We start from the raw sequence: 24128 nt of genomic DNA on the forward strand, positions 1-24128 counted from the left end.
GTGCGCCGCCACCGGCGCACCGGCGGCCAGCAGCTCCTCGGTGACCGCGTAGCGCTCCATCGCCGACCGCTCGTGCCCCCCGTACCGGCGAGGCCAGGTCATCCCCAGCCACCCCCGCTCCCCCAGCTTTCGGGAGAACGCCGGGTCCACCCCCGACAGCCACGTGTCCACGTGGGTGGTGAAGGTGCCCGCGGCGAGCTCCGCGGCCAGGAACTCGCGCACCTCCTGCCGCACCTGCTCGGCCGCCTCCGACCGTGGCGCGGGCGCCAGGGCCAGTGCATCGCTGCTCATCGGTCTCCCACCTCGTCGTGGTCCGTCGTCCTGGGTCCGGTTGTACCTGGCCGCGGCGCCCGGCACCCGCCCGGGGACCGACCTCACATCCGCGCCGGCACCCGCGCGATGGCCAGCAGCGCCACGTCGTCGGCCCGGTGGTCGCCGGTGAGCTCGGCCAGCAGCCGGTCGCACAGCTCGTCCGGGGCGGCACCGGCGGCCGCCCTCGCCACCTGCAGGAGGTGCGCCAGGCCCTCGTCGACGTCGGCGCTGCGGCTCTCCACCAGCCCGTCGGTGAAGAGCACGAGCATCGCCCCGACGGGCAGCACGCCGGCCCACTCCTGCGCGGGCGCGGGCGCCGGCGGCGCGCCGAGCATGCGGCTGGGCCGCACGTCGAGGTACTCCGCGCCCGAGGCGGTGACCAGCAGGGGGCTGAGGTGACCGGCCGAGGCCAGCCGCAGCTGGCCGGTCGCCGGGTCGAGCGAACCGAACAACGCCGTCGCCATCCGCTGCAGGCCGAGCAGGCCCCACCCGGCCTGGAACCGGTCGATGATCGCGCTGGGGCTCGGCCGGTCGGCCAGCAGCACCCGGTGGACGCTGCGCAGCTGCCCCATCACCGCAGCGGCCGTGATGTCGTGCCCGACGACGTCCCCGACGGCCAGCGCCACCGTCCCCTCCGGGGGCAGCGGCACCACGTCGTAGAAGTCGCCGCCCACGTCCGCGCCCTGGCTCGCCGCCAGGTAGCGGACGGCGACGGCCAGCCCGGGCACCGGCGGCGGCGCCGGGGGCAGCAGGTTGGCCTGCAGCGTGTGCGAGGTGCGGGTCTCCAGCTCCAGCCGCTGCGCCTTGTCGACCACCTGCGACACCTGCAGCGCCAGCTGCTCGGCCACCTCGACGTCGGCCGCGCTGAACGGGCCGCGCCGCCGGTCGGCGCCGAGGGTGAGCACGCCGAGCACCCGCCCGCCGGCCACCAGGGGGACGGCGACCAGGGCCGTGAGCTCCAGTGCCCGCATCAGCTCGAGGTGCCGGTCGTCGCGGGCGCTCGCGGAGAGCATCGCGTCGGTGACCTCCCGCACCCACACCGTCCGGGCCCGGTCGGCGGCCTGGACGCTGGGGTGGGCGCTGCCCGGGGCGGGCAGGTGCTGCTCGCGGATCCGGTCGACGAGCGGCTGCAGGTCGGGGTCGGCGTGCCGCGCCGCCGGGCGGTCCCAGCCGTGCTCGGTCACCAGGTCGATCACGCACAGGTCGGCCAGCCGGGGGACGGCGAGCTCGGCCAGCCGCTCCACCGTCTCCCGGACACCGGCCGCCGCGGACATCAGCCGCGCGGCGTCCAGCAGGAACGCCGAGCGCGCCGCCTGCCGCGCCGTCTCCTCGTAGAGCCAGACCCGCTCGATCGCCTGCCCCGCCTGGCGGCCCACGGTGCGCAGGAGGTCGGCGTCGGACGGGGAAAGGTCACCGGCCTGTCCCGGCTCGGTGAGGCTGATCAGCTCGCCGTCCCCCTCCGACCCGAGCGTGAGCACCAGGGCGCCGCGCCGGCGACCGTCGGCGGTGACCGGGACCAGGACCAGCGCGTCCACCCGCTCCGCGGCCAGCGCCGCGGCGAGCTCGGGCTCGGCGCGCTCCACGTCCGGGCCCAGCGGCACGACCCGCACCCCGCCGGGGCGGAGCAGCCGGGCCCCCGAGGTGGCGGCCTCCCGGAGGGTGGCCAGCAGCCGCGCGGACATCCCCGACTCGGCGACCAGGTGCAGCGGGAGCCGACCGGGCGCCGGCTCGCCCGGTCCGGCCGGTGCATCCCCCTCGACCAGCCACACCGCACCGCCGGCCGCCCCCACCGCGGCCCGGCCGCGCTCGACGAGCACCTCCGCCACGTCCCGCACCGAGACCGCGGCGGCCAGCTCCGACACCACCTGGTGCAGCGTCCGCGACCGCGCCTCCGACTCCGCCGCGGTGCGCTGGGCGGCCAGCAGGGCCCGCTCGTACCGGCGCCGGGAGGTCGCCTCGAACAGCGTCGCCCGCACGAGCAGCGGTGCCCCGGCGTCGTCCCGGAGCTCGACGGCGTTCACCAGGCACGGCAGCACCGTCCCGCCGGGCAGCGCCAGGTCCAGCGCCACCTCCCGCACAGCGCCCTGCATGCGCAGCAGCGGCAGCACGTGGGTCTCGTAGAACACGCGCGCGCCCACGGTGAGCAGGTCCGGGAAGGAGTCGTCCAGCAGCTCGCCGGGGCTGCGCCCGCACCAGTGGGCGAAGGTGCCGTTGACCTTGACGATCCGTCCGTCGGGCAGCGTGGACAGGTACCCGCACGGGGCGTTCTCGTACAGGTCGGCCGGGTCGTCCTCCAGCAGCCGGGTCAGCTCGACCCGGTCGGCGGAGGAGTCCCCCACGGAGGACGCGGTCACGCCCGTCCTGCGGGCACGGGCAGCCAGGCCCGGATGGCGGCGACCGTCTCCTCGGGCGCGCTCAGGTGGGGGCAGTGGCCGGTCGCGTCCAGCCGCACGAACGTGCTGTCGGGCACCTGCGCGCACACGTACCGGCCGACGGCCTCCGGTGCGATCACGTCGGCCGAGCACTGCAGCACCAGCGTCGGGACGGCGACCGCGGGCAGGTCGGCGCGGTTGTCGGACAGGAACGTCACCCGCGCGAACTGCCGGGCGATCGCGGGGTCGGTGCGGCAGAAGCTGTTGGTCAGCTCCTCGGTGAGCTCCGGGCGCTCCGGGTTGCCCATGATCACCGGCGCCATGGCCGCCGACCAGCCGAGGTGGTTGGCCTCCAGGGAGTCGAGCAGCGCGGCGACGTCGGCGCGGGAGAACCCGCCGGTGTAGTCGCCGTCGTCGACGTAGCGGGGGTTCGGCCCGATCATCACCAGCCCCCCGAACAGCTCCGGGGCCTGCCGCACGGCGAGCACGCCGATCATGGCGCTGACCGAGTGGCCCACCAGCACGGCGTCGGTGAGCTCCAGCTCGCGGCAGATCTGCACGACGTCCTCGGCGTAGCCGCGCAGCGAGCCGTACCGCGCCGGGTCGTAGGCCGACAGGTCCGAGCCGCCGTGCCCCACGTGGTCGAACAGGACGACGCGGTGGTCGCGCTCGAAGTCGGGCGCGACGTGCCGCCACATGGCCTGGTCGCACCCGTACCCGTGGGCGAACACGAGGGGACGTCCGCACGCCGCACCGCTCACGCGGACCTGGTTCCGGTCGAGCACCGACACGGCGCGAACCTACGGCAGCCGCGGCCCGTTGTGACCCCTCCGCCGGGCGTCGTTGCCCGGTCGAGACGGGACGCAGAGCCCTGTTCCCCGGGACACCGGCGGCCCTAGCGTCGTCCGCGTCCGATCCGGTTCCGCAGCACGACGAGGTGTGCCATGACCGCAGCCGCGGTGCTCCCCCCGACCGCTCCCGCGCCCGCGCCTGCCGTCCCGGCGACGCCGTCCCGCGCCGCCGCCTACCAGCTGGTGCTGCACCGGCTCGTGCGCCGCGAGCTGCGGGTGCTCACCCGGCTGTCCACCTGGGCCGCGCCCGGCGACGCCGACCGCACGGCCGCGCTCACCGCCCACGCCGACCTGGTCGGCCGCGTGCTCCTGCAGCACCACGCGACCGAGCGCGAGCTGATCTGGCCCGCCCTGCTGCGCGCCCTGCCGGCGGCCGACGCCGACGCCGGCCGGGCCGCCGTCGCGGAGTGGACGGCCCGCTGCGCCCGCCTGGACCACCTGCTGCGCGACATCTCCACCGCCGCCCGGCAGTGGGCGGTCGCCGGCACCGCCCCCGCGCGGGACGCGTTCGCCATGGCCTGCCTGGTGCTGGCCGACGCCGTCGCCGAGCAGACCGCCGACGAGGAGCGGGTGCTGGTGCCGCTGCTGGCCGCCCTACCGCCCGCCGAGTGGAAGGCGATCACCGCGGCGGCCGGCTGCGGGCTGTCGGGCCGGGAGCAGCTGTTCGTGCTGGGGCTGGCGCTGGAGGACGCCTGCCCGGACGAGCGGGCACGGCTGCTCGCCGCCCTCTCCCCGGCCACCCGGCTGGCCTGGCGGCTGGCCGGCCGCCGCCGCCACCGCGCCGCCGTCGTCCGGCTGCGCGGGGAGCCGCCCTCGGCATGACGGCGGCCTCCCTGCAGGCGCCCGCCCCCAGTCGGCGAGCGGTGGGGGGCGCGTTCCCGGCCCTGCTGCAGGGGCCCGCCGCGAGCTGGCGAGCGGTGGGGGCAGCGGGGTCCTTGCTCAGTGGCGGGACGTGCCGCAGTCGGCGCAGCGCTTGCGGCCGGCGCGCGTCTTCGCCGAGCAGTTCGGGCAGGTCCAGGTCCTCGGCTCCATCGTGCTGGTGGCGCTCATGGCTCCCCCTCTCGTACGGGACGGCGCGGTTCTCGCGACCGTCACGTGCGACGGTAAGGACGCCGCGTGACGCGCAGGTGTCGTACGGGTTGCGGTCGCGGACGCACCCGGTGAGTCGCCTCTCACCTGCGGGTTCGTCCGGCTTCAGCGGTCCTTCAGCGCCCGCGCGCACGGTCCTCGCAGCGGGAGCCACCCGGGCTCCCCCGCTCGAGGAGGCACCCGACATGACCCGCACCCGGCTCCCCCGCACCCTGCTCCGCGCCGCCGTCCCCGCCGCCGCCGTCGTGGCGCTGGCCGTCACCGGCGCGGGCACCGCGGCGGCCGACACCGTGTCCTCCACCGCCTACGACACCGACGGCAACGGCTGGTACGACACCTACGGCTTCGACGGCGACGCCGACGGCTGGGAGGACACCTTCGGCTACGACTACGACGAGGACGGCTACCTCGAGCAGGTCGGCGTCGACACCGACGGGGACGGCTGGGAGGACACCTGGGCCTTCGACGAGGACCAGGACGGCTACGTCGAGGCCGTCGGCGTGGACACCACGTACAACGGCGCGCCCGACGTCTGGGGTGCCGACGAGGACCTCGACGGCTACGTCGACACCCTCTACTACGACTCCGACGACGACGGCTACGCCGACTGGTCCGAGTACGCCACCGGCTACTCCTACGCCTACGAGACGGTGACCTTCGTCTTCGTCGAGTCCGACGGCTGGGTCTACTGGGAGGCCACCTACGAGTACGGCTACGGCTACGCCGCTTCCGGGGACGCCGCTTCCGGGGACGCCGCCTCCGGGGACGCCGCCTCCGGGGATGCCGACGAGGTGACCGTGGGCGACGCCGCCGACGCCGGCACCGCCGTCCCGTCGCCGCAGGACGCCGGCGTGACCGGGTCGACCGGCGCGCCGGACACCCTGGCCGAGGTCGTGGACTCCGTCCTCGGCTCCTTCCTGTCCTGAAGCGCCGGACTCCTGGTCGCTCCGACGCCGCTCAGGCCGAGGCGATGCCCAGCGCCCGGGCCCGCTCGGCCAGGACCGGCACCCGCCCGGGCCCGGCGTCGGGCGCCCCGAACCGCCGGCACAGCGCGGGCACCAGCTCGGCGACCCGCGGCGCCGGGAGCGCCAGCACCTCGGCCAGCAGCTCCTCGGGCCGCCCGCCGGCGAACCCGCCGGCGGGCACCGCCAGCACGGTGGCCAGCACGTCCCGCTCGTCGGGCGTCAGGCCGGCCAGCAGGCCGACCGGCGCCTCGGCGGTCGGCAGCCCGTCCCGGGCCGGCGCGGCCCGGGACGGCGAGGCCGACCGGAACAGCAGCACGGTGTCGCCGGTGCGCACGACGGCGCCGTCCCGCAGCAGCCGCCGCCCGCCGCGGACCGGCACGCCGTCGACCAGCGAGCCGTTGCGCGAGACGTCGGCGAGCACCCAGCCCAGCCGGGTCCACTCCAGCCGCGCGTGGGTGCGCGACACCTCGCGGTCCCACACCAGGGCGATCGCGCTGTCGGGCGCGCGGCCGATGGTCACCGGGGACGCGGCCGGGTCGAGGGGCACCGCCCGCTGGGTGCCCGTCCCGTCCCGGTGCAGCAGGAAGGCCGCCCCCTCCCGCTCCACGCCGCGCAGGTCCTCGGTGTCGAGGACGGCGCGCTCGAGGTCGCGCAACTCGGGCCCCGGGTCGGCGCCGAGCTCGTCGGCCAGCACCTGGCGGCCCTCCCGCAGCACGCCGAGGGCGTCGGCGGCGCGCCCGCCGCGGTAGAGGGCGCGGACCAGCAGCGCGCGCAGGTGCTCGTCGAGCGGGTGCGCGGCCACCAGCTCGGTCAGCTCCGGGGTCAGCTCCCCGTGCCGGCCCAGCGCGAGCTGGGCCTCCGCCCGGCCGGCCACCGCGGCAAGCCGCTCCTCCTCCAGCGCGGTGAGGTCCGCGGCCAGCCCGGGCTCGTCGGCGAGGTCGGCCAGCGGCGGGCCGGTCCACAGGGACAGCGCCGCGTCCAGCGCCGCCGCAGCCGCGTCCGGCCGGCCGTCCCGCAGCGCCGTCCGCCCGGCGTCGGCCGCCGCCCGGAAGCGCAGCAGGTCCAGCTCCGCGCCGGTCAGGTCGGCGGCGTAGCCGGGCTCCCGGCGGACGACGCCCGGCGCCCCGGCCGGGGCGAGCGCCCGTCGCAGCCCCGACACGTGGACCTGCAGCGTGTTGCGCACGGTGGCGGGGGCGTCCTCGCCCCACAGCACGCCGACCAGCCGGTCGGCCGACACCGGCCGGCCGCCGGCCAGCAGCAGGGTGGCCAGCAGCAGCCGCTGCTTGCGCCCGCCGAGCGGCAGCGGCCAGCCGCCCGCCCGGACCTCGAGCGGCCCGAGCACGCGGCACTCGACCCGGCCCGGGGCGAGCAGCTCGGGGACGGCCGGCACCCGCGGGATGCTCCCACCGATCCGGCCGCGTGCCGATGAGTTCGCGCGCGGCCGGGGGTCCTCCCGCCGTGACCCACACCTTCGTCCTCGTGCCCGGCGCCGGCGGGGCGGCCTGGTACTGGTCCCGGCTGGTGCCCGAGCTGGAACGCCGCGGAGCCGCCGCCGTCGCCGTCGACCTGCCCGCCGGCGACGACCACGCGGGCCTGGCCGCCTACGCCGACGCGGTGGTCGCCGCCGCCGGGGACGCCGGCGGCGCCGACGGGATCGTCCTGGTCGCCCAGTCGATGGGCGGGCTGACCGCCCCGCTGGTGTGCGACCGGCTGCCGGTGCGGCTGCTGGTGCTGCTCAACGCGATGGTGCCGCGGCCCGGGGAGACCGGCGGCGACTGGTGGACGGCGACCGGGCACGACGTGCCGGCGTCGGACGAGGTGTTCGTGCACGACGTGCCGGCCGAGGTGCTGGCCGGCGCGCCGCCGCAGCGGGACCAGTCGGGGACGCCGTTCGGCGAGCCGTGGCCGCTGCTCGCGTGGCCCGCCGTCCCGACCGTGGTGCTGGCCGGGCGCGACGACCGGTTCTTCCCGCCGGACTTCCAGCGCCGGGTCGCTGCCGACCGGCTGGGCCTGCCGGTCGAGGAGGTGCCCGGCGGCCACCTGGCGGCGCTGTCGTACCCGGCCGAGCTCGCCGACCGGCTGGTGCGGCTCGCCGGTGGAGCCGCCCCCGCGACGGGCCGCTGAGCGCGCACAATGGCGGGTCCGCCCCGAGCGACCCGACGACAGAGAGAAGCGCGTTGCCTCCCCGGTCCGATGCCGTCCCCCACTCCGAGCTGGCCACCGAGCAGGAGTACGTCACCGACCTCTACCGGCGGCTGGACGCCGCCCGCGACCTCGCCGCCCGCCGGTTGCGGCAGGCGATCACCTCCCCCGCCGTCTCCCCGCAGGACCTGCAGGAGCGCGACGCCACCGTCCGCTTCCAGGGCGAGCGGGTGGTCGCGCTCGACGCCGCCGAGGCCGGGCTGGTCGTCGGCCGGATCGACCGGGTCGAGGACGGTCCGCTCTACGTCGGCCGGATCGGTCTGGCCGCCGACGACGCCTCGGCCGACCCCGCGCTGGTCGACTGGCGGGCGCCGGCCGCCCGGCCCTTCTACACGGCGACGCCGGTGCACCCGCTGGGCGTCGTCCGCCGCCGGCACATCCGCACCCGCGGCCGCACGGTCACCCGGCTGGACGACGAACTCCTGGATGCGCTGGGCGCCGCCGACGCCGACGGCCTCCAGATCACCGGCGAGGCGGCGCTGCTCGCGGCGCTCGGCGCCTCGCGCACCGGCCGGATGACCGACATCGTCCGCACCATCCAGGCCGAGCAGGACCGGATCATCCGCGCCGACGCCAACGGCGTGCTCGTCGTGCAGGGCGGGCCCGGCACCGGCAAGACCGCGGTCGCGCTGCACCGTGCGGCCTACCTGCTCTACACCCACCGCGAGCGGCTGGCCCGCCGCGGCCTGCTGGTGGTCGGGCCGACGCCGACCTTCCTGCGCTACATCGCCGACGTGCTGCCCTCGCTGGGCGAGACCGGCGTGCTGCTGTCGGGGCTCGGGCAGCTGCGGCCGGGGATCGACGCCCGCGCGACCGAGTCGCCGGAGGCCGCGGCCGTGAAGGGCCGGCTGGAGATGGTCGAGGTGCTCGAGCGGGCGCTGGCCGCCCGCCGGGTCGTGCCGGACGCGCCGGTCGAGGTCGTGGTGGACGGGACGCCGCTGCGGCTGCGCCCGGTCGACGTCGCCCGGACCGGCCGGTCGGCCCTGCGCGCCGCGCGGTTGCACAACCTGGCCTGCCCGGAGTTCGCCCGCCGGCTGGTCGACCTGCTCGCCAAGCGGTACGCCGAGCAGCTGGGCAAGGGCATCGAGGGCGGCCGCGATCTGTTCGGCCGCGAGGACCTCGCCGCGCTCCGCCGGGAGGTGGCCGAGGACCCCGCGGTGCACGCGCTGGTGCAGCGGCTGTGGCCGCGGCTGACCCCGGAGCGGTTCCTCCGCGAGTTCTACGCCGACCCGGCCGCGATCGCCGCCGCCACCCCCGGGTGGAGCGACGCCGACCGCGCCGCGCTGCACCGTGCTCCCGAGGACCGGGCCCCCGGCGACTGGACACCGGCCGACGTGCCGCTGCTCGAGGAGGCCGACGAGCTGCTCGGCACCGACGACTCGGCCGAGCGCAGCCGCGCCGGCCGGGACCGCCGCCGCCGGCTGGCCGAGGCGCAGGCCACCCTCGACCTGCTGCACGGCTCCCGCTCCACCGACCTGGAGGAGGGCGAGGAGGGCGAGGTGCTCAGCGCCGGCGACCTGCTCACCGCCGAGGGGCTGGCCGACCGGCAGCGCGAGCTCGACCTGCGCACCACCGCCGAGCGGGCCGCCGCCGACCGCACCTGGACCTTCGGCCACGTCGTCGTCGACGAGGCGCAGGAACTGTCCCCCATGGCCTGGCGGCTGCTGGTCCGCCGCTGCCCGACCCGGTCGATGACCGTCGTCGGCGATGTCGCGCAGACCGGCACCCTGGCCGGCGCCGACCGGTGGGCCGAGGTCCTCGACCCGCACGCCCTGGGCCTGTGGCGGCTCGAGGAGCTCACGGTCAACTACCGGACGCCGGCCGAGATCATGGCCGTGGCCGCCGACGTGCTGGCCGCCGGCGGCACCGGGCTGACCCCGCCGCGGTCGGTGCGCGAGGGCGGGGAGCCGCCGCAGTGGGTGCGCGTCGGCGAGGACGAGCTGCCCGACAAGACGGCGGCCTGGGCCGCGGAGCTCGCCGCCTCGCACGAGGGCACGCTCGCGGTCGTCGTCCCGGCCAGCCGGGTCGAGGCGGTGGCCGCGGCGCTGTCGGCCGCGGTGGACGGCGTCTCGTCCGGCCCGGCCGCCGACTCCGCGCTGGGGCCGGTGGTCATCACCCCGACCGAGGCCAAGGGGCTGGAGTTCGACTCGGTGCTGCTGGTCGACCCGCAGGGGGTGCTGGACGAGGGGGTGCGCGGGCGCAACGACCTGTACGTGGCGCTCACCCGCGCCACCCAGCGGCTCGGCGTCCTCTCCCCCGGCGACCTGCCCGAGGAGCTGGCCCGCCTGCGCTGAGCGCCGAGATCTGCACACTCGGGCCCTTCACGTGCTCGAGAGGCCCGAGTGTGCAGATCTCGCGGGGCGCTAGGCGGCGGCCCAGGTCTCGTCGCGCATCCGCAGGACGACGACGCCGCACCACGCCAGGGCCACGGCCACCAGCGCGGTCGTCGCCGTGGGCAGCCAGGTGCCGCTCGCGAAGCCGGCGAAGCCCACCCAGCCGGCCACGCCGAGCACCATCGGCGCCAGCGGGATGGCCTTCGCCCGCCAGGCCGCGACCAGCGCCAGGCAGGTGCCGAGGACGACGCCCAGGACGGCGGGCAGCGTGATCAGCGACGACTGCACGTAGCTCGCGGACACCTCGTAGACGCGCAGCGCGTCCTCGCGGGGCAGCTCCTCGGCCACGGCGACGGCGTAGAAGTCGACCGCGACGACCCCCGACAGGCCCGCGCCGAGGCCGGCGAGCACCATCGCCGTCGTCGCCGTCCGCGGCATGCGGCGGCGAGCCAGGCGGACCAGCGTGAGCGCGGCCGGGAGCAGCAGCAGGTAGCCGTAGTGCAGCACCACGGCCGCCCACAGCACGTTGCCGGTGTGGTCGATGCTGGTCTGCAGGTAGGTCTCGTCGGTCGAGCTCTCGAACGGGATCATCGCCAGGCTCGCGCTGACCAGCGTGCCCGAGGCGACCAGCGACAGCCCTCCGCCGATCCGGCGGAAGCGGCTGCCGGACGGCGGGCCGGCCGGGGCGGCGGCGGGCGGCACGGGCGCGACGGCGGGGTGCACGGGGTGGACGGCGGCCGGGTCGGCGGCGGTCATGCGGGTTCCTCTCTCGGGACGGGACGGGGCTCGGGCCGGTGGGTCAGATGCGGTCCCAGACGTCGTCGCGCATGCGCAGCACGATCACGCCGGCCCAGGTCGTGGCCGCGGCGACGAGCGCGGTGCTGATCGAGGGCAGCCAGGCGTCGCCGGCGAAGAAGAAGAAGACGACCCAGCCGACGACGCTGAGCACCACCGGGTAGACGGGGATGGCGCGGGCCCACCAGGCGGCGAACATCGCCAGGTTGGTGCCGACGGCGAGGCCGAGGATCGACGGCGCGGCGATCAGCGCCCCCTGCCCGTACCCGCCGGCGACCTCGAAGACGTGCAGCGCCTGGTCGGCCGGCAGCTCGTTGGCCAGCGCGACGTCGTAGAAGTCGACGGCGACCAGACCCGACAGCCCGGCGCCCAGGCCGGCCAGCACCATGGCGACCAGCGACAGCTTCCGGGCGCGGCGGCGGGCCAGGTGCACCAGCGTCAGCGCGGCGGGCAGGAGCAGCAGGTAGCCGTAGTGCAGGACCACCGCGGCCCACAGGATGTTCGTGGTGTGGTCGACGCCGGTCTGCAGGTACTCGGCGTGGGTCTGGTTCTCGTAGGGGATCATCACCAGGCTCACCCAGACCAGCAGGCCCGAGGCGACCAGCGACAGCCCGCCGCCGATGCGGCGGAACCGCGCGCCGGGCGTGAGCGGCGGCTGGGGCGTGCCGGCCGCGGCCGGCGGGGTCGTCGGAGCCCAGGCGGGTACGGCGGCGGGGCTGGTGGGCGGAGTGGTCATGGCGGGCGCTCCTGGAAAGGTGGGTCCCGGTCGTCCGGGGATGGCTCCGGGGATGGCAGGACCCTCCGGCGCCCCGCGTCCCGGCTCCCAGGGCCGCCCGTCCCGACGTGCCGGGCACCGCACGCGCCGCCGGCGGAGGACGCGGACGGCTGCCGGTCCCCACCCGGCGGGGTGTGTGTCCCTGCCGTCGGGGACGTCGCGCGCGGCAGGATGTCGCCCGTGCCGGGCCCGACCGCCGTCCGCACCCCCGCCGCCGGCGTCCTCGCCTGGCTGCCGGGGGTCCTCGCGCTGACCGGGTTCGCCTGCACGGCGGTGGCCGTCGCGATCGGCGCGTGGTTCGGCGGCGCGCCGGTCTACGGCGCCGACGCCGTCATGGGCCTGCTCTACCCGCCGGTCGCCGCCCTCGTGCTGCGCCGGGACCCCGGCAACCGGGTCGGCTGGCTGCTGCTCACGACCGCCGTCTTCGGCCCGTACCTGCTCACCGGCCAGTACGTGCAGACGACGGTCGTGGACGAGGGCTGGTCCGGGCTCCTGGGCGGCTTCGCCGTCTGGCTCACCGCGTGGGGGTTCACGCCCTACTTCGTCGTCCTCGCCCTGGTGCCGCTGTTCTTCCCCACCGGCCGCCTGCCCTCACCGCGCTGGCGGTGGTTCGCCCGGGCGCTGGTCACCGCCGTCGCCGTCACCGTGCTGGCCACGATGGTGCGCAGCCACTCCGACTTCACGGACGCCGTGGACAACCCGCTGTCGATCACCTCCGGCGAGGTCCCCGAGTACGTGCTCCGCTTCGGGTCCCAGGTCACCTTCCTGCTCGGGGCGCCGGCCGGGGTGGTCGCCCTGGTGCTGCGGATGCGCCGCGCCCGGGGGCTGGAGCGCACCCAGCTGCAGTGGCTGGTGCTGGGCGTGACCCTGCTGGTGCTGTGCACCCTCGGCTCGTTCGCGGTGCAGGCGATGCCGGTCACCGACGTGGTGTTCGCGCTGGGGTTCGCCGCGGTCCCGGTGAGCGTGGCGATCGCGGTGCTGCGGCACGGGCTGTTCGACGTGGGCCAGGTGGTCAGCCGGGCGCTGGTCTTCACCGTGCTCTCGGTGCTGCTGCTGGTCGCCTACGTGGGCTTCGTGGCGCTGGTGGGCGAGGTCAGCGCGGGCGAGCGGCGGATCGCGGTCGCCGCCGCCGCCGTCGCCGCCCTCGCCGCGGCCGCCGGCTGGGAGCGGGCGCAGCGCGGGGTCGACCGGCTGCTGTACGGCGAGCGCCGGGACCCGCTGGCCGTCGCCACCCGGGTCGGCAGCTCCCTGGACCTCGCCGGCGGCCCGGTCGACGCCCTGCAGGCGCTGGTCGACGAGGTGGCGCGGGCGCTGCGGCTCCCGCGGGTCGCCGTCGTCCCCGCGGACGCGCGCCTGGCGCCGGTCGCCTCGGCCGGCGCCGGGCCGGAGGTGGACGTCGAGGTCCTCGCCCTGACGGCGCTGGGCACCCCGGTCGGCGAGCTGCGGATCTGCCACCGCTCCCCCGGCGAGCGCTGGCGGCGCACCGAGCGGGCCGCGTTCGACGACGTCGCGCGCCGGGCGGCGGTGCTCGTCTGGGCGGCCGGGCTGGTCGACGACCTGCAGGCCAGCCGCGAGCGCATCGTCGTCGGCCGCGAGGAGGAGCGCCGGCGGCTGCGGCACGACCTGCACGACGGCGTCGGTCCGGAGCTGGCCGGGATGGCGCTGCAGCTGGAGCGGCTCGCCGGCAAGCTCGCCGGGTCCGACGACGCCGCGGCGCTGGCCGGGCGGCTGCGCGACCAGATGCGCCGCACCGTGGCCGCGGTGCGCCGCGCCGTGGACGACCTCCGCCCGCCGGCGCTGGACGAGCTGGGCCTCGTGGGCGCGCTGCGCGAGCACGTCGCCGCCTACCGGCTGCCCGTCGCGGCCGGCGCCGGGAGCACCCCGGGCGAGGACGCCGCGGCCCGGGTGACCGTGGTCGCCGGCGACCTGCCGCCGCTGCGCGCCGCCGTCGAGGTGGCCGCCTACCGGATCGCGACCGAGGCCGTCGCCAACGCCGTCCGCCACGCGGGCGCCGCCACCTGCCGGGTGTGCCTGGCCGTGGCCGGCGACGACCTGCTCGTCGAGGTCACCGACGACGGCGCGGGCATCGACCCGGCCGCGGTGCCCGGCGTCGGCTCCACCAGCATGCGTGAGCGGGCCGCCGAGCTCGGCGGCCACCTGGAGATCGAGACCGCCCCCGGCGAAGGGACGACAGTGCGCACCCGGCTCCCCCTGGCGACGTCATGACCGCACCGATCCGGGTGCTCGTCGTCGACGACCACCCCGTCTACCGCGACGGCGTCGCCGACGCCCTCGGCGACGAGGGCGACCTCGAGGTCGTCGGCACCGCCGCAGACGGCGAGGCGGCGGTCGCGGCGGTCGCGGAGCTGCGGCCCGACGTCGTGCTGATGGACCTGCGGATGCCCGGCACCGGCGGCGTCCCGGCGACCGCGCGGATCGCCGCGTCGCACCCGGACACCTCCGTGGTCGTGCTGACCATGAGCGACGACGACGACTCGGTCTTCGCCGCCCTGCGCGCCGGCGCCCGCGGCTACCTGCTCAAGGAGTCCGAGGGCGGCGACATCGCCCGGGCCGTGCGGGCGGCCGCGCGCTCGGAGGCGGTGTTCGGGCCGCGGATCGCCGACCGGGTGCTGGCCTTCTTCGCCTCGTCCCGGGCCCGGTCGACCGCCGTCCCGTTCCCCGAGCTCACCGACCGCGAGCGGGAGGTGCTCGACCTCGTCGCGCACGGGCTGTCGAACGCCGCGATCGCCTCGCGGCTGTTCCTGTCGGAGAAGACGGTCCGCAACCGGGTGTCCGACGTGCTGGCCAAGCTGCACGCCGCCAGCCGCGCCGAGGCCGTGGCGCTGGCCCGCGACGCCGGCCTGGGGCCCGCTCCCGGGAGCTGACCGGGCCGCCGGTGGCGGGACGCCAGTCGATCGCCAGTGCCGCGCAAGCGGCGCGGGCGACGGTGACGGTGTGAGATCCTTGCCCGCCACCGCCCTGCTGCTGGCCGCCCTCCTGGGGCCGGTCGCCTGCACCGCCGCGCCGGACGAGCTCGAGCCCGCCGCCTCGACCGTCGTCACCCCCGCCGACCCCGCCGGCCGCACGAGCACGCCGCTCGCCGTCGCGCCCGGGCCGGACGGCGGCGCCGTGGTGTTCGCCCGCGGCGCCGAGCTCGCCGCCGTCACCACGGTGGCCGGTGGCGCGGTGACCGGGCAGACCGCCGGCGCCGTGCCCGGCTGGGCCGACAGCGGGTTCGTCAGCGGCGGCGAGGTGCTCGTGGGCCGGTGGTCGCAGACCGCCGGCGGCTACGCGCTGGCGGTGCTCGGCCCGGACGGCGCGGTCGTCGCCGAGCGGCCGGTCACCCCGTGGCCGGCCGACGCCGGCGCCGTCGTCACCCCCATGGCGACGCCCGACGGCCGGCTCCTGCTCGGGGTGTCCCGGGCCTCCGGCGACGCGCAGCTCCTGCTCGTGGACCCGGCGACCGGCGCGGTCACGGCCTCGGCGGTCCTGCCGGGCGACCCCGGCGTCGACGGCGCCGACCTGGTCGAGGTCGACGCGGTGGCCGTCGCGCCCGACGGCGGCGCCGTGGTCGTCGCCGTGTCGACCGCCGACCTCGACGAGCAGCGGCAGACGACCACGCTGGTGCGGCTCGACGCCGGCCTGCGCCCGGTCGGCGCCCCGGTGCCGGTCACGCCGGGCGAGGAGTGGACGCACGTCGAGCGGCTCGCCGTCGACACCGACGGCACGGCCTGGGCGGTGTCGGTCGAGGCGGACGGGCCCGTGCTCGTCGCCGCCGGTCCCGGGGAGCGCGAGGCCGCGACGCGGATGCAGCTGGCCGACCACCCCTCGGCGCTGGCCGTGCGGGACGGCGTGGCGTGGGTCGTGCCGGTCGACCGCGGGCTGCGGCTGGACCGGATCGAGCTCGCGACCGGCGAGACGACGTCGTCGGCCGAGCTGTGCGGGGACGGCGAGGGGTCGGGCGGGGCGCTGGCCGTCACTGCGACCTCCGTCTACCTCGCCGGCGAGTGCGGGTCCGAGGAGCGGCTGTGGGAGTTCGCCGTCGCCGCCGGGGACGCGCGGTGAGCCGCTCCCCCGCGGCCCTGCTGGCCGCACTCACCGTGGCGCTGGGCGCCTGCTCCGCCGCGCCGGACACGGCCGGCGCGCTGCCGGCCTCCGGCCCGCCGGAGCCGTCGGCGACCGTGCCGTACCCGGGCGAGCCCCCGCTGCCCGCCGAGGTCGCGGTCACCTCCGACGGCCGGGTGCTCCTCGCCGCCGGCGACGTCTCCACGGACACGGTCACCGTGGTCGAGGACGGCGTCGCCGGGAGCCCGGTGGCGCTGCCCGCTGAGAGCGACTCGCCCCGGGTCCTGCTCGTCTCCGGCGGCGAGGTCCTGGCCGGCACCGTCACCTACGACGACCGCAACACCGCGGAGGGCTACGCCTTCACCGTGGTCGACGCCGCGATCGGGCAGGTGACCGGCACCCGCCCGCTCACCGACTGGCCGGCCGGCGACGACCCCACCCCGACCGGGGTCAGCGAGGCCGACGGGGCGGTCACCGCCGACGGCCGCGTGGTGCTGGTCGGCTCCAACCCGTCGAACTCGCTGCGCACGCCGCCGCGGGTCGCGTGGGTCGACCCGGCGACCGGCGCCGTCCTCTCCTCGGTGCCGCTGGACGTCTCCGGCCTCGTGCGGGACGTCGAGAACATCGACGTGCAGGACGTCGCGGTCAGCCCGGACGGCTCCTACGTCGCGCTCGTCGTCCTGCTGCTGGACCTCGACGGCATCGAGCAGACCGTCGCCGTGGCGCTGCTGGACGCCGACCTCGCCCCCGTCGGTCCGCCCTTCGTGACCGTGCCCGGGGCCGAGCTCGAGTCGACGTCCTACCTCGACGTGGCGGTGGACGACGACGGCACCGCCTACACGGCCGTCCGGACCGGGGAGGACCGCTCGACGGTCGTCGCCGTCGCCGCGGGCGAGGACGAGCCGCGGGACCTGGCCGTCGTGCCGACGGAGGTCGAGGACGTCGCCGTCGCCGGCGGCGCGGTGTGGCTGTCGGGCGAGAGCGCCGGCACCACGGTGACCCGGGTGCGCCTCGCCGACGGCGCGGTGAGCACGAGCGAGCCGCTGTGCGAGGCCTCCGGCGGGCCGCTGGCCGTCAGCGCGGACGGCGAGCGGGTGGTGCTGGGCTCGCGCTGCGACGGCGTGCTGCTGTGGGAGTTCCCGACCGGCTGACCGGTGGCCTCAGCGCGTCCGCGGCCCGGCGGGCGTCCGGCCCGCCGGACGGCGGGCCGCGGCGGCCGCCCGCGGCGCGGGTGCGCGGCGGGCCGCCAGCTCGGCCGCGCCCGCCCCGGCGCCGGCCAGGACGAGCCCGACCACACCCCACAGCACGAGGGAGACGCCGGCGGTCGTCGCCGCCTCGGTCTCCGCGCGGACGAGGCCGGCGAAGAGCACGAGCAGCGACACCGCACCCACGATCGGCGCGATCCAGCGGCTCATCCGGCACCTCCCCGTCCTCGGCTGCCCGCCCACGGTCCCCCACGGCCCCGCGCACGTCCAACCCGGCCGGCGACGCACCCGGGCGCGCTCGCGCTCGGTGACCGGCCCCCGACCCCGTGCTCATCCAAGGCGCGCCCCAGCCCCCTGCAAGTGCCCTGGCCCACGGTGGGCACGCCCCACCCGACCGACCCGAGGAACCCCGATGCGCACCCGCCCGCTCCTGCTCCCCCTGCTCGCCGCCGCCGCCCTCGGGCTGACGGCGTGCGACCCCGGGGAGCCGGGCGTGGACCTGATGGCCGACGTCGTCGTCACCGTCCCCGGCGCTCCGCCGGCCGGGGACCTGTACCGGCCCACCTCGGTCACCGTGGCGGCGGACGGCACCCGCACCGTGCTGCTGGGCGGCCCGGAGGCCGCCGGCGTGGCCGCCGTGTCGGCCGACGGCACGGTGCTCGGCGCGCTCGGGGTGCCGGGGGTGACCGACCTGTTCGCCGTCGTCCCCACCCCGGCCGGGGCCGTGGCGGTCGGCTGGGCGGACGGGCCGGAGGGGGCGGGGGGCTCCGTCGTCCTGGTGCCGGTCGACGTCGCGGCCGGGACCACCGGCGCGGCGGTCCCCGTGCTCACCCCGGTGCCGGCCGGCCACGTCGAGGCGGGCCTGAGCTCGGCGACCGTGCTGCCCGACGGCCGGGTGGTCCTCGCGCTGGACCGGGTCGGCGACACGGTCCCGCTGCTGGCGCTGGTCGAGCCGGTCACCGCGACCGTCGTCGCGCAGGCGGAGCTGGACCTCGGGGACACCGTCGCCGGGGCGGGCGTGGTGGACGTCGTCGACGTCGCGGCCTCACCCGACGGCACGCGGATCGCGGTCGGCGTGCTGGCCCACTCGCGCGACTGGGGAGGCGGCGGCTTCCGTGCCGTGCTGGCCACGGTCGACGCCGGGCTGCGTCCCGACGGGCCGGCCCTGGACCTGACGGCGGGGTCGTCGGGGCAGGTGGAGGCGGTCGCGGTGGACGCCGGGGGCACCGCCTACGCCGTCGCGGCACTCGGCTCCGACCTCTCCTCGCAGCTGCTCGCCGCGGCGCCGGGTGCCACCCGGGTCGAGGTGCTCGGGGACGCCGAGGAGGACCTGCTCGGCGGTCAGGCCGCCGACCTCGTCGTCGCCGACGGCGCGGCGTGGGTGCTGCACGCGGTCCCCGGGGACGGCGACGACGCCTCGCTGACCCGCGTCGACCTCGCCGACGGCACGGCGAGCGCCCCGCGGGGGCTGTGCGACGGGCAGGCCGGCGCGCTGGCGGTCGAGCCGGACGGGGACGTCGTCGCCGTGTCCGAGTGCGGCTTCGAGGCCCGCCTGTTCGTGCTCGCCCCCCGCTGAGCACGCAGAACACCCCCATCGACCCGAGGACGACATGCGCACCCGCCCCTTCCTGCTCCCGCTGCTCGCCGTCGCGGCCCTCGGGCTGTCCGCGTGCGGCGACGACGCCCGCGCCTTCGCCGTCACCGCCACGGTCGACCTGCCCGCGGGCGGTGACCTGGGCGTCACCGGCGACGCCGAGATCGCCGGCACCGACCCGGACGGCCGGCTGGTCGTCGTGCGGTCCGGCGCCGCCGGCGCGACCGTCACCCTCGTCGCCGGTGACGCCGTCGTGTCGACGACGGAGGTGCCCCTCCCCGACTCGCCGTACGTGACCCTCGTGCGGGAGGGCGAGCTGGTCTTCGGCGAGCTCACCGACGACGGGTTCGTGCTGCACGTCGCCGACCCCGTGACCGGGGAGCCGCTCGGCGACCGGCCGGTGGTCCCCTTCCCCGACCGCGCCGACGTCACGACGCAGGCGGTCGCCACCCCCGACGGGCAGCTGCTGGTCGCGGTGTCGCGGTCGCAGGCCGCGCCCGAGCTGCTGCTGGTCGACCCCGCCACCGGGGCCGTCACCGCCTCGGCGGTCCTCGACCTGAACGGCCTGGTGGACCCCGAGCGGCTGGCCGACTGGTCGCAGTCGGTGGACGTGAAGGGCATCGCCGTCAGCCCCGACGGCGCCTCCTACGCGGTGACCGCGACCGTCTACGACCACGAGGACAGCACGACGACCGGCGTCCTCACCGTCGTCGACGGGCGGCTGGCTCCCGTCACCGCACCGTTCGTCCCGGCGCCGGACTCCGACTGGGGCACCGAGCCCGCGGTCTCCGTCGCCGGGGACGGGACCGCCCACGCCTTCGTCCGGCTGGACGGGGAGCCCGTGCTGGTCGAGGTCGCGCCGGGTGCGGAGGAGGCGGAGACCGTCGCCGAGCTGCGCGACGCCACCTACACCCTCGTCGTCCGCGACGGCGTCGCCTGGGTCGCCCACACCGACGACCCGCTCCGCGTCACCCGCATCGACCTCGGCTCCGGCGAGGCCACCAGCTCCGTGGAGCTGTGCGGGGTGGACGGCCCGGCCCAGCTCGTCCCCGCTGACGACGGCGGCGTGTGGGTCGCCACCTCCTGCGACGACGGGCTCGTCCGGATCGACGCCGACCCGCCGCCGGCGGCGGACGACTCCGAGCGGTGAGCCGGCCGCTCAGCCCGCCACGCGCAGCACCACGCCGCTGGCGGGCCGGGCCGGGATCCGCCGCAGCGAGATCGTGAGGTCCTGCTCGGGGATCTGGGCGTCCAGCCGGGCCAGGCGGACGGCGAGCGCCGAGAGCAGGGCGACGGTGACCTGCTCGCCCGGGCAGCGGTGGTTGGTGCGCGGTTCGCCGCCGCCCTGGGGCACCAGCTCGAAGGCGTCGATCCCGCGGTCGAGGAAGCGCTCGGGACGGAACGCGTAGGGCTCCGGCCACAGCTCGGGGTCGTGGTTGGTGCCCCACAGGTCGAGCAGCACCATCGAGTTGCGCGGGATCCGCTCGCCGTCCCACTCCAGGGCCTGCGGCGCGCGGCCGCCGATGAACGGCGCGAACGGGTAGAAGCGGCGGACCTCGTGCGCCCACGCCTCGGCGAACGCGGGGTCGCCACCGGCGAGGCGCTCCCGGTGCTGCGGCCAGCGGGCCAGCGCGTGGCCGGAGAAGGCCGTGAACCAGGTGATGGCCGTCGTGGGGCGGATGACGTTGAGCAGCTCGACGGCGGCCACGTGCGGGTCGAGGTGCTCGCCGTCGGCGTCGCGGTGGTGGACGACCACGTCGACCACCGACCCGGTGGGCACCTCGCGCCGGCCGGCGCGGACGTCGTCCACCAGGGTGGCCAGCCAGGCCTCGCGCCGGCCGCGTGCGCGGCGGGCCCGCCAGTGCCGCGGGCCGCCGGTGGCGAAGCCGTCGACCATCGCCACCAGGTCGCGGGCGAGCGCCGGCACCTCGTCGTCGGTCACCGGGACGCCGGCCCAGCGGGTGACGGACCCGGCCAGGACCTGCGCGGCCTCGTCGAAGAGCACGATCTCGCGGCCGGCCCAGCCGGCGGCGGCGTCGTCCCAGGCCTGCGTCGTGCGCTCGACCAGCGGGGCGATCCTGTCGCCCGACGGCCCGTCGCCCATCAGCAGCGCGACGAACATGGCCTTGCGCATGCGGTGCATGTCGCCGTCGAGGGTGTGGACGGCGCCCTTGCCGAAGAGCGTGCCCTGGACCGGCTCGGGGATGGCGTGCGAGCGGTGCACGTGCTGCTCGTCGTAGAGGAAGCGCCCGGCGTCGGGCCCCACGATGCCGGTGGCCGGCAGCCCGCCGAGGCGGACGGCGACCGTGCGCCGGCCGCGGGCACGGCGGGCGTCGGGCAGCCAGCCGTACCCCTTGGCGAAGAGCAGCGGGGAGTTCTCGAGACGCATGGTGTCCTGCTGCCCAGGGCGTCGCGCTCTGACACGGACGGGTACCTGTGGACGGCTTGCGCAGACGCCTGTCAAGGGCCTGCGGATGTCTGTGGACAGGCCGTTGACCTGGGGATTCAGGCTGCACCGCCCTCCTCGAGCCAGTAAGATCGAACACACATTCGAAGCGGTCAGGAGGGGTCGTGGGCGAGCTGCAGTCGGCGCTGGACGCCCTTGCCAGCCTGGACCTGGACGGGCTGCCCGACGGCGACCTGCTGGGCCACCTGCACGAGATCATCGTCGCGACCAACCGGCTGGCTGCCCACGCCACCCGGGTGACCCGCCGCGTCGACGTCCGCGCCGCCGTCGAGCACGACGGCGCCCGGACCCCGCAGTCGTGGCTGCGCGGGCACGCGCGGGTCTCCGGCTCCCTGGCGTCGCGGCTGGTCGGCCACGGCCGAGCGCTGGAACACCTGCCCGAGGCGGCCGCGGCGTTCGCCGCCGGGGAGCTCGGCGCCGACCAGGTGGAGGTGATCGCCCAGATCGCCAAGCCGGTCAATATCGACGCGGCCGAGCGGCAGGGCATCGACCTGGCCGAAGTCGAGGCCGCGCTGATGGTGGTGGCCACCCACGGCAGGCACGCCGATCTGCAGTCCGCGGTCGGGCACTACCTGGCCAGACTCGATCCCGACGGACCCGAACCGGACCCGACCGTGGAGCGGTCGGTGTGGCTGGTGCCCCAGCCCGACGGCGGCTGGACCCTCGGCGGCACCCTCGACCCGGTGGGCGGGCAGAAGGTCGCCACCGCCCTGGAATCGATTCAGGCCGCGTCCCGCTGCGCCGGGGACACCCGTACCCGCGCCCAGCGCACCGGCGACGCCCTGGTCCAGCTGGCCGACAACGCGCTGGCCTGCGGTGAGCTGCCGGTGCTGCGCACCGTCAAGCCGCACGTCATCGTCACCCTGCCGCTGAGCGACCTGCTCGACCCCGGCACCGGGCCGGCCGCCGCCGGCACCGGCCTGGGCGCCACGATCTCCGCCGCCGCCGCCCGCTGGCTCGCCTGCGACGCCGGCGTCACCCGCATCGTGCTCGACCCCGACGGCCTCCCCCTTGATGTGGGCCGCACCCAACGCACCGTCCCGGCCCACATCCGCAGAGCCGTCGAGCTGCGTGACCGGCACTGCGTGTTCGCCGGCTGCGAAGCACCGGCCTGGTACTGCGACGTCCACCACCGGCTGCACTGGGCCCTGGGGGGAGCGACCTCCCTGGACAACTCCGCCCTGCTGTGCGAACGCCACCACACCAAGGTCCACCACGGCTTCCGCGTCGAACACGACGACACCGCACCACCCGGACACCGCTGGCGCACCTACCGCCCCGACGGCACCCAGATCCTCATCCACCCACCACTGCGGACCTGACCTGCACAGGCCTGCCCACCCCACGACCGACCCGGCCGCGGGGGTACAGCCGTGCCCGGGCTGACCTGGGCGTCAGCCGTCAGCAGTCGCCCTGGGGGCGGCTTCAGGGACAGATCGGAGTCCTCGTCCGCCGTCAACCAGTAGGGATTCCCGTCGGGGACTGCTGCTCCTGTAGCAGGCTCCTTCTGGTTCCCGCGCTTGATGAGCGCCGACGAAGTAGCCCCGGCCTTGTCCGCAAACCAGGTCCGCAGACGGCGGCGGCAGGGACTGGCCGCTTGCGTGAGAGCGTCTGGCTATGACCGACCTGACGCCCACCGGTTCTTGTTTCTGTGGATGCGGCGGAGCTACGAAGCCGGGCCGCTTTTTCGTGCAGACGCACGACCGTGTCGCCGAGACGGCGGTGATCCGTGAGAAGTACGGGTCGATCGCTGCCTTCGTTGTTGCACACGGCTACGGCCCGGACGCGCCTGTCCCGCCGACCGGGTCAGGCGTCTCGGCTGAAGGTCATCATCTGGTCGGGCGCACCTGACCGGCTGCTACCCACCGACGAGGTGTCCCATAGTGGGCCGCTCGGGGACACATCCGCCGACCGACGGATCGGTGACGTCAGACCGGCCGGTGCGTTCCTGGAAGACGGATCAGCGAGACCTCTTGCCCAACCAGGTCATCGCTCTCCCCGTGGCGGCACTCCGCCAGTTCGCCACGACGGCCGGGGTCATTGCTGCTGAGAGCCTCAGCACGATCAGCCGAAGATGGTCGGCCCGAGGCCTGGCGGAGGGTTTCGCGGAAGGGCGAGGATGTGGTCGTCGCGTCCCTTTCCGCAGCGCCGGCACACCTCATCGCGATGTTGATCCGGCCCCTGGTGCTCGTCGCGAGGATGCGCGTAGACGTAAGAATGGACCCCGAGTCGGCACACCACAGGCTTCTTGGCCATGAGGGACGTTACGTCTTGGGACCTCCCGCCTCCAGAGTCGAAGGCCTCTCGCCCGCTCCTCCATAGGATCCGCGCCGCCGCTCCCGGACTCGCGAAGGGGAATGTGCGGGCGACGTCCTACACGGACGGGTCGCCCTCCGGCACCTCGGTCGCCACCACCTCGGCCACCTCCGCGTCCTCGCCGGAGAGCCCCTCGGCCCGCTCGTGCTCGTCGTGGAAGGCCAGCCAGCGCATCCCGAGGGCCTCGCGCTGTTCGTCGTCGACGGCTTCCTTGAAGGGCGGGAAGAAGTCCGTCTCCTCCTCGGCCATGTGGTCGGCGTTGATCTGCCGTGTGGTGCGCACCGCCTCCCACCACCCGTCGCTGCCGACCTCCTGCTCGCCGACGGCAGCCGCGGCGTGCCGGATCTCGTTGTGGTCGTGCACGCCCTCCGCCGTCTCCTCGCGGCCGTCCGCCTCCTGGGCGAGCAGCGGGTAGAACAACTGCTCCTCCCCCACGGCGTGCACCTCGAGCCTCGTGTGCAGCGCCTCCCACGCGGCCGGGAGCTCGTGGACGGGCAGGTCCTCGAGCGCGGCGAACTCCCGCCGGAAGATCTCGTGCTCGGCCAGCACCAGCCCAGTGATCTCGAAGTCGGACACCGGGACCGCCTACCCGCGTCGACCGCACGCTAGGCGCGGGAGGAGGGGCTCGCCGGAACCGGCAGCCGGTCGGCGGGGCCGACGACCGAGTGGCCCTCGGCGGCGGGCCGGGTGCCGCACGGTGGCCGCCGGACGCGTGCCTGCCGCTCCGAGCAGCGCCTCCGCGCCGTGCGCCGGGCCGATCTCTCCCGCTCCTCCGCGTGACGACGGG

The 24128-nt window shown here is 76.8% G+C and carries 21 protein-coding genes; 12 read left to right on the forward strand and 9 right to left on the reverse strand.

The annotated features are described in order from the left end of the window. The 3 genes from ACI8AX_RS17510 to ACI8AX_RS17520 form a co-directional block, all read right to left on the reverse strand. A partial coding sequence (locus ACI8AX_RS17510) for an acyl-CoA dehydrogenase family protein (protein WP_456551120.1) occupies nucleotides 1–291 on the reverse strand: 291 nt, incomplete at its 3' end. Nucleotides 292–374: 83 nt separating this feature from the next. Further along, nucleotides 375–2666: a SpoIIE family protein phosphatase gene (locus ACI8AX_RS17515; protein ID WP_456551121.1), complete on the reverse strand. Its 2292-nt coding sequence runs from the start codon at nucleotides 2664–2666 to the stop codon at nucleotides 375–377. After that, nucleotides 2663–3475 carry an alpha/beta fold hydrolase gene (locus ACI8AX_RS17520; protein WP_456551122.1) on the reverse strand — a complete coding sequence of 271 codons (813 nt, stop codon included), beginning with the start codon at nucleotides 3473–3475 and terminating at the stop codon, nucleotides 2663–2665. The genes ACI8AX_RS17515 and ACI8AX_RS17520 overlap by 4 nt, the downstream gene beginning before the upstream one ends. A 153-nt stretch (nucleotides 3476–3628) precedes the next feature. Here ACI8AX_RS17520 and ACI8AX_RS17525 point away from each other — a divergent pair, with 153 nt between their 5' ends. Then, entirely contained in the window at nucleotides 3629–4357 is a 729-nt protein-coding gene (locus tag ACI8AX_RS17525; RefSeq protein WP_456551123.1) for a hemerythrin domain-containing protein, read from the forward strand. Between the two features lie 452 nt (nucleotides 4358–4809). Beyond that, the gene (locus ACI8AX_RS17530) at nucleotides 4810–5550 is read left to right on the forward strand and encodes a hypothetical protein (RefSeq protein WP_456551124.1); all 741 of its coding nucleotides are present in this window, start codon (nucleotides 4810–4812) and stop codon (nucleotides 5548–5550) included. A 31-nt stretch (nucleotides 5551–5581) separates the two neighbouring features. On the opposite strand, the gene ACI8AX_RS17535 is transcribed toward ACI8AX_RS17530, so the two are convergent. Then, complete coding sequence (locus ACI8AX_RS17535) at nucleotides 5582–6979, reverse strand: BTAD domain-containing putative transcriptional regulator (RefSeq protein ID WP_456551125.1); 1398 nt, start codon at nucleotides 6977–6979, stop codon at nucleotides 5582–5584. A gap of 68 nt (nucleotides 6980–7047) precedes the next feature. Here ACI8AX_RS17535 and ACI8AX_RS17540 point away from each other — a divergent pair, with 68 nt between their 5' ends. Together ACI8AX_RS17540 and ACI8AX_RS17545 are read left to right on the forward strand one after the other, a co-directional pair. Next, nucleotides 7048–7713, forward strand: a complete 666-nt coding sequence (locus ACI8AX_RS17540; RefSeq protein ID WP_456551126.1) for an alpha/beta fold hydrolase — start codon at nucleotides 7048–7050, stop codon at nucleotides 7711–7713. A gap of 53 nt (nucleotides 7714–7766) precedes the next feature. After that, a complete protein-coding gene (locus tag ACI8AX_RS17545; protein WP_456551127.1) occupies nucleotides 7767–10085 on the forward strand; it encodes a HelD family protein in 2319 nt (772 codons plus the stop codon). Nucleotides 10086–10154: 69 nt separating this feature from the next. On the opposite strand, the gene ACI8AX_RS17550 is transcribed toward ACI8AX_RS17545, so the two are convergent. Together ACI8AX_RS17550 and ACI8AX_RS17555 are read right to left on the reverse strand one after the other, a co-directional pair. Next, nucleotides 10155–10880 (reverse strand): hypothetical protein, encoded by a 726-nt coding sequence (locus ACI8AX_RS17550; RefSeq protein ID WP_456551128.1) that lies wholly within the window; start codon nucleotides 10878–10880, stop codon nucleotides 10155–10157. A gap of 43 nt (nucleotides 10881–10923) precedes the next feature. Then, entirely contained in the window at nucleotides 10924–11655 is a 732-nt protein-coding gene (locus tag ACI8AX_RS17555; RefSeq protein WP_456551129.1) for a hypothetical protein, read from the reverse strand. Between the two features lie 219 nt (nucleotides 11656–11874). Between ACI8AX_RS17555 and ACI8AX_RS17560 the strand changes: the two genes are divergently transcribed. From ACI8AX_RS17560 to ACI8AX_RS17575, 4 genes are all read left to right on the forward strand, one after another. Continuing rightward, complete coding sequence (locus ACI8AX_RS17560) at nucleotides 11875–13920, forward strand: sensor histidine kinase (RefSeq protein WP_456551130.1); 2046 nt, start codon at nucleotides 11875–11877, stop codon at nucleotides 13918–13920. Beyond that, the gene (locus ACI8AX_RS17565) at nucleotides 13917–14579 is read left to right on the forward strand and encodes a response regulator (RefSeq protein ID WP_456551131.1); all 663 of its coding nucleotides are present in this window, start codon (nucleotides 13917–13919) and stop codon (nucleotides 14577–14579) included. The genes ACI8AX_RS17560 and ACI8AX_RS17565 overlap by 4 nt, the downstream gene beginning before the upstream one ends. Nucleotides 14580–14649: 70 nt before the next feature. Further along, nucleotides 14650–15759 (forward strand): hypothetical protein, encoded by a 1110-nt coding sequence (locus ACI8AX_RS17570; protein ID WP_456551132.1) that lies wholly within the window; start codon nucleotides 14650–14652, stop codon nucleotides 15757–15759. Continuing rightward, nucleotides 15756–16910: a hypothetical protein gene (locus ACI8AX_RS17575; protein WP_456551133.1), complete on the forward strand. Its 1155-nt coding sequence runs from the start codon at nucleotides 15756–15758 to the stop codon at nucleotides 16908–16910. The genes ACI8AX_RS17570 and ACI8AX_RS17575 overlap by 4 nt, the downstream gene beginning before the upstream one ends. Nucleotides 16911–16919: 9 nt before the next feature. Here the strand turns inward: ACI8AX_RS17575 and ACI8AX_RS17580 are convergent, their stop codons facing one another. After that, nucleotides 16920–17174: a hypothetical protein gene (locus ACI8AX_RS17580; protein ID WP_456551134.1), complete on the reverse strand. Its 255-nt coding sequence runs from the start codon at nucleotides 17172–17174 to the stop codon at nucleotides 16920–16922. 202 nt (nucleotides 17175–17376) lie between these two features. On the opposite strand from ACI8AX_RS17580, the gene ACI8AX_RS17585 reads away from it, so the two are divergent. Both ACI8AX_RS17585 and ACI8AX_RS17590 read left to right on the forward strand, forming a co-directional pair. Beyond that, nucleotides 17377–18540, forward strand: a complete 1164-nt coding sequence (locus ACI8AX_RS17585; RefSeq protein ID WP_456551135.1) for a hypothetical protein — start codon at nucleotides 17377–17379, stop codon at nucleotides 18538–18540. A gap of 34 nt (nucleotides 18541–18574) precedes the next feature. Next, nucleotides 18575–19708: a hypothetical protein gene (locus ACI8AX_RS17590; protein ID WP_456551136.1), complete on the forward strand. Its 1134-nt coding sequence runs from the start codon at nucleotides 18575–18577 to the stop codon at nucleotides 19706–19708. Nucleotides 19709–19717: 9 nt separating this feature from the next. On the opposite strand, the gene ACI8AX_RS17595 is transcribed toward ACI8AX_RS17590, so the two are convergent. After that, nucleotides 19718–20947, reverse strand: coding sequence for a cytochrome P450 (locus ACI8AX_RS17595; protein WP_456551137.1), 1230 nt, complete (start codon nucleotides 20945–20947; stop codon nucleotides 19718–19720). 182 nt (nucleotides 20948–21129) lie between these two features. On the opposite strand from ACI8AX_RS17595, the gene ACI8AX_RS17600 reads away from it, so the two are divergent. Together ACI8AX_RS17600 and ACI8AX_RS17605 are read left to right on the forward strand one after the other, a co-directional pair. Continuing rightward, on the forward strand, nucleotides 21130–22347 hold the full coding sequence (locus tag ACI8AX_RS17600) for a DUF222 domain-containing protein (protein ID WP_456551138.1): 1218 nt from the start codon (nucleotides 21130–21132) through the stop codon (nucleotides 22345–22347). 295 nt (nucleotides 22348–22642) lie between these two features. Next, entirely contained in the window at nucleotides 22643–22876 is a 234-nt protein-coding gene (locus tag ACI8AX_RS17605; RefSeq protein WP_456551139.1) for a hypothetical protein, read from the forward strand. A 522-nt stretch (nucleotides 22877–23398) separates the two neighbouring features. Here the strand turns inward: ACI8AX_RS17605 and ACI8AX_RS17610 are convergent. After that, entirely contained in the window at nucleotides 23399–23917 is a 519-nt protein-coding gene (locus ACI8AX_RS17610; RefSeq protein WP_456551140.1) for a hemerythrin domain-containing protein, read from the reverse strand. Between the last annotated feature and the right edge of the window lie 211 nt (nucleotides 23918–24128).

The organism is Blastococcus sp. SYSU D00813 (assembly GCF_054050735.1).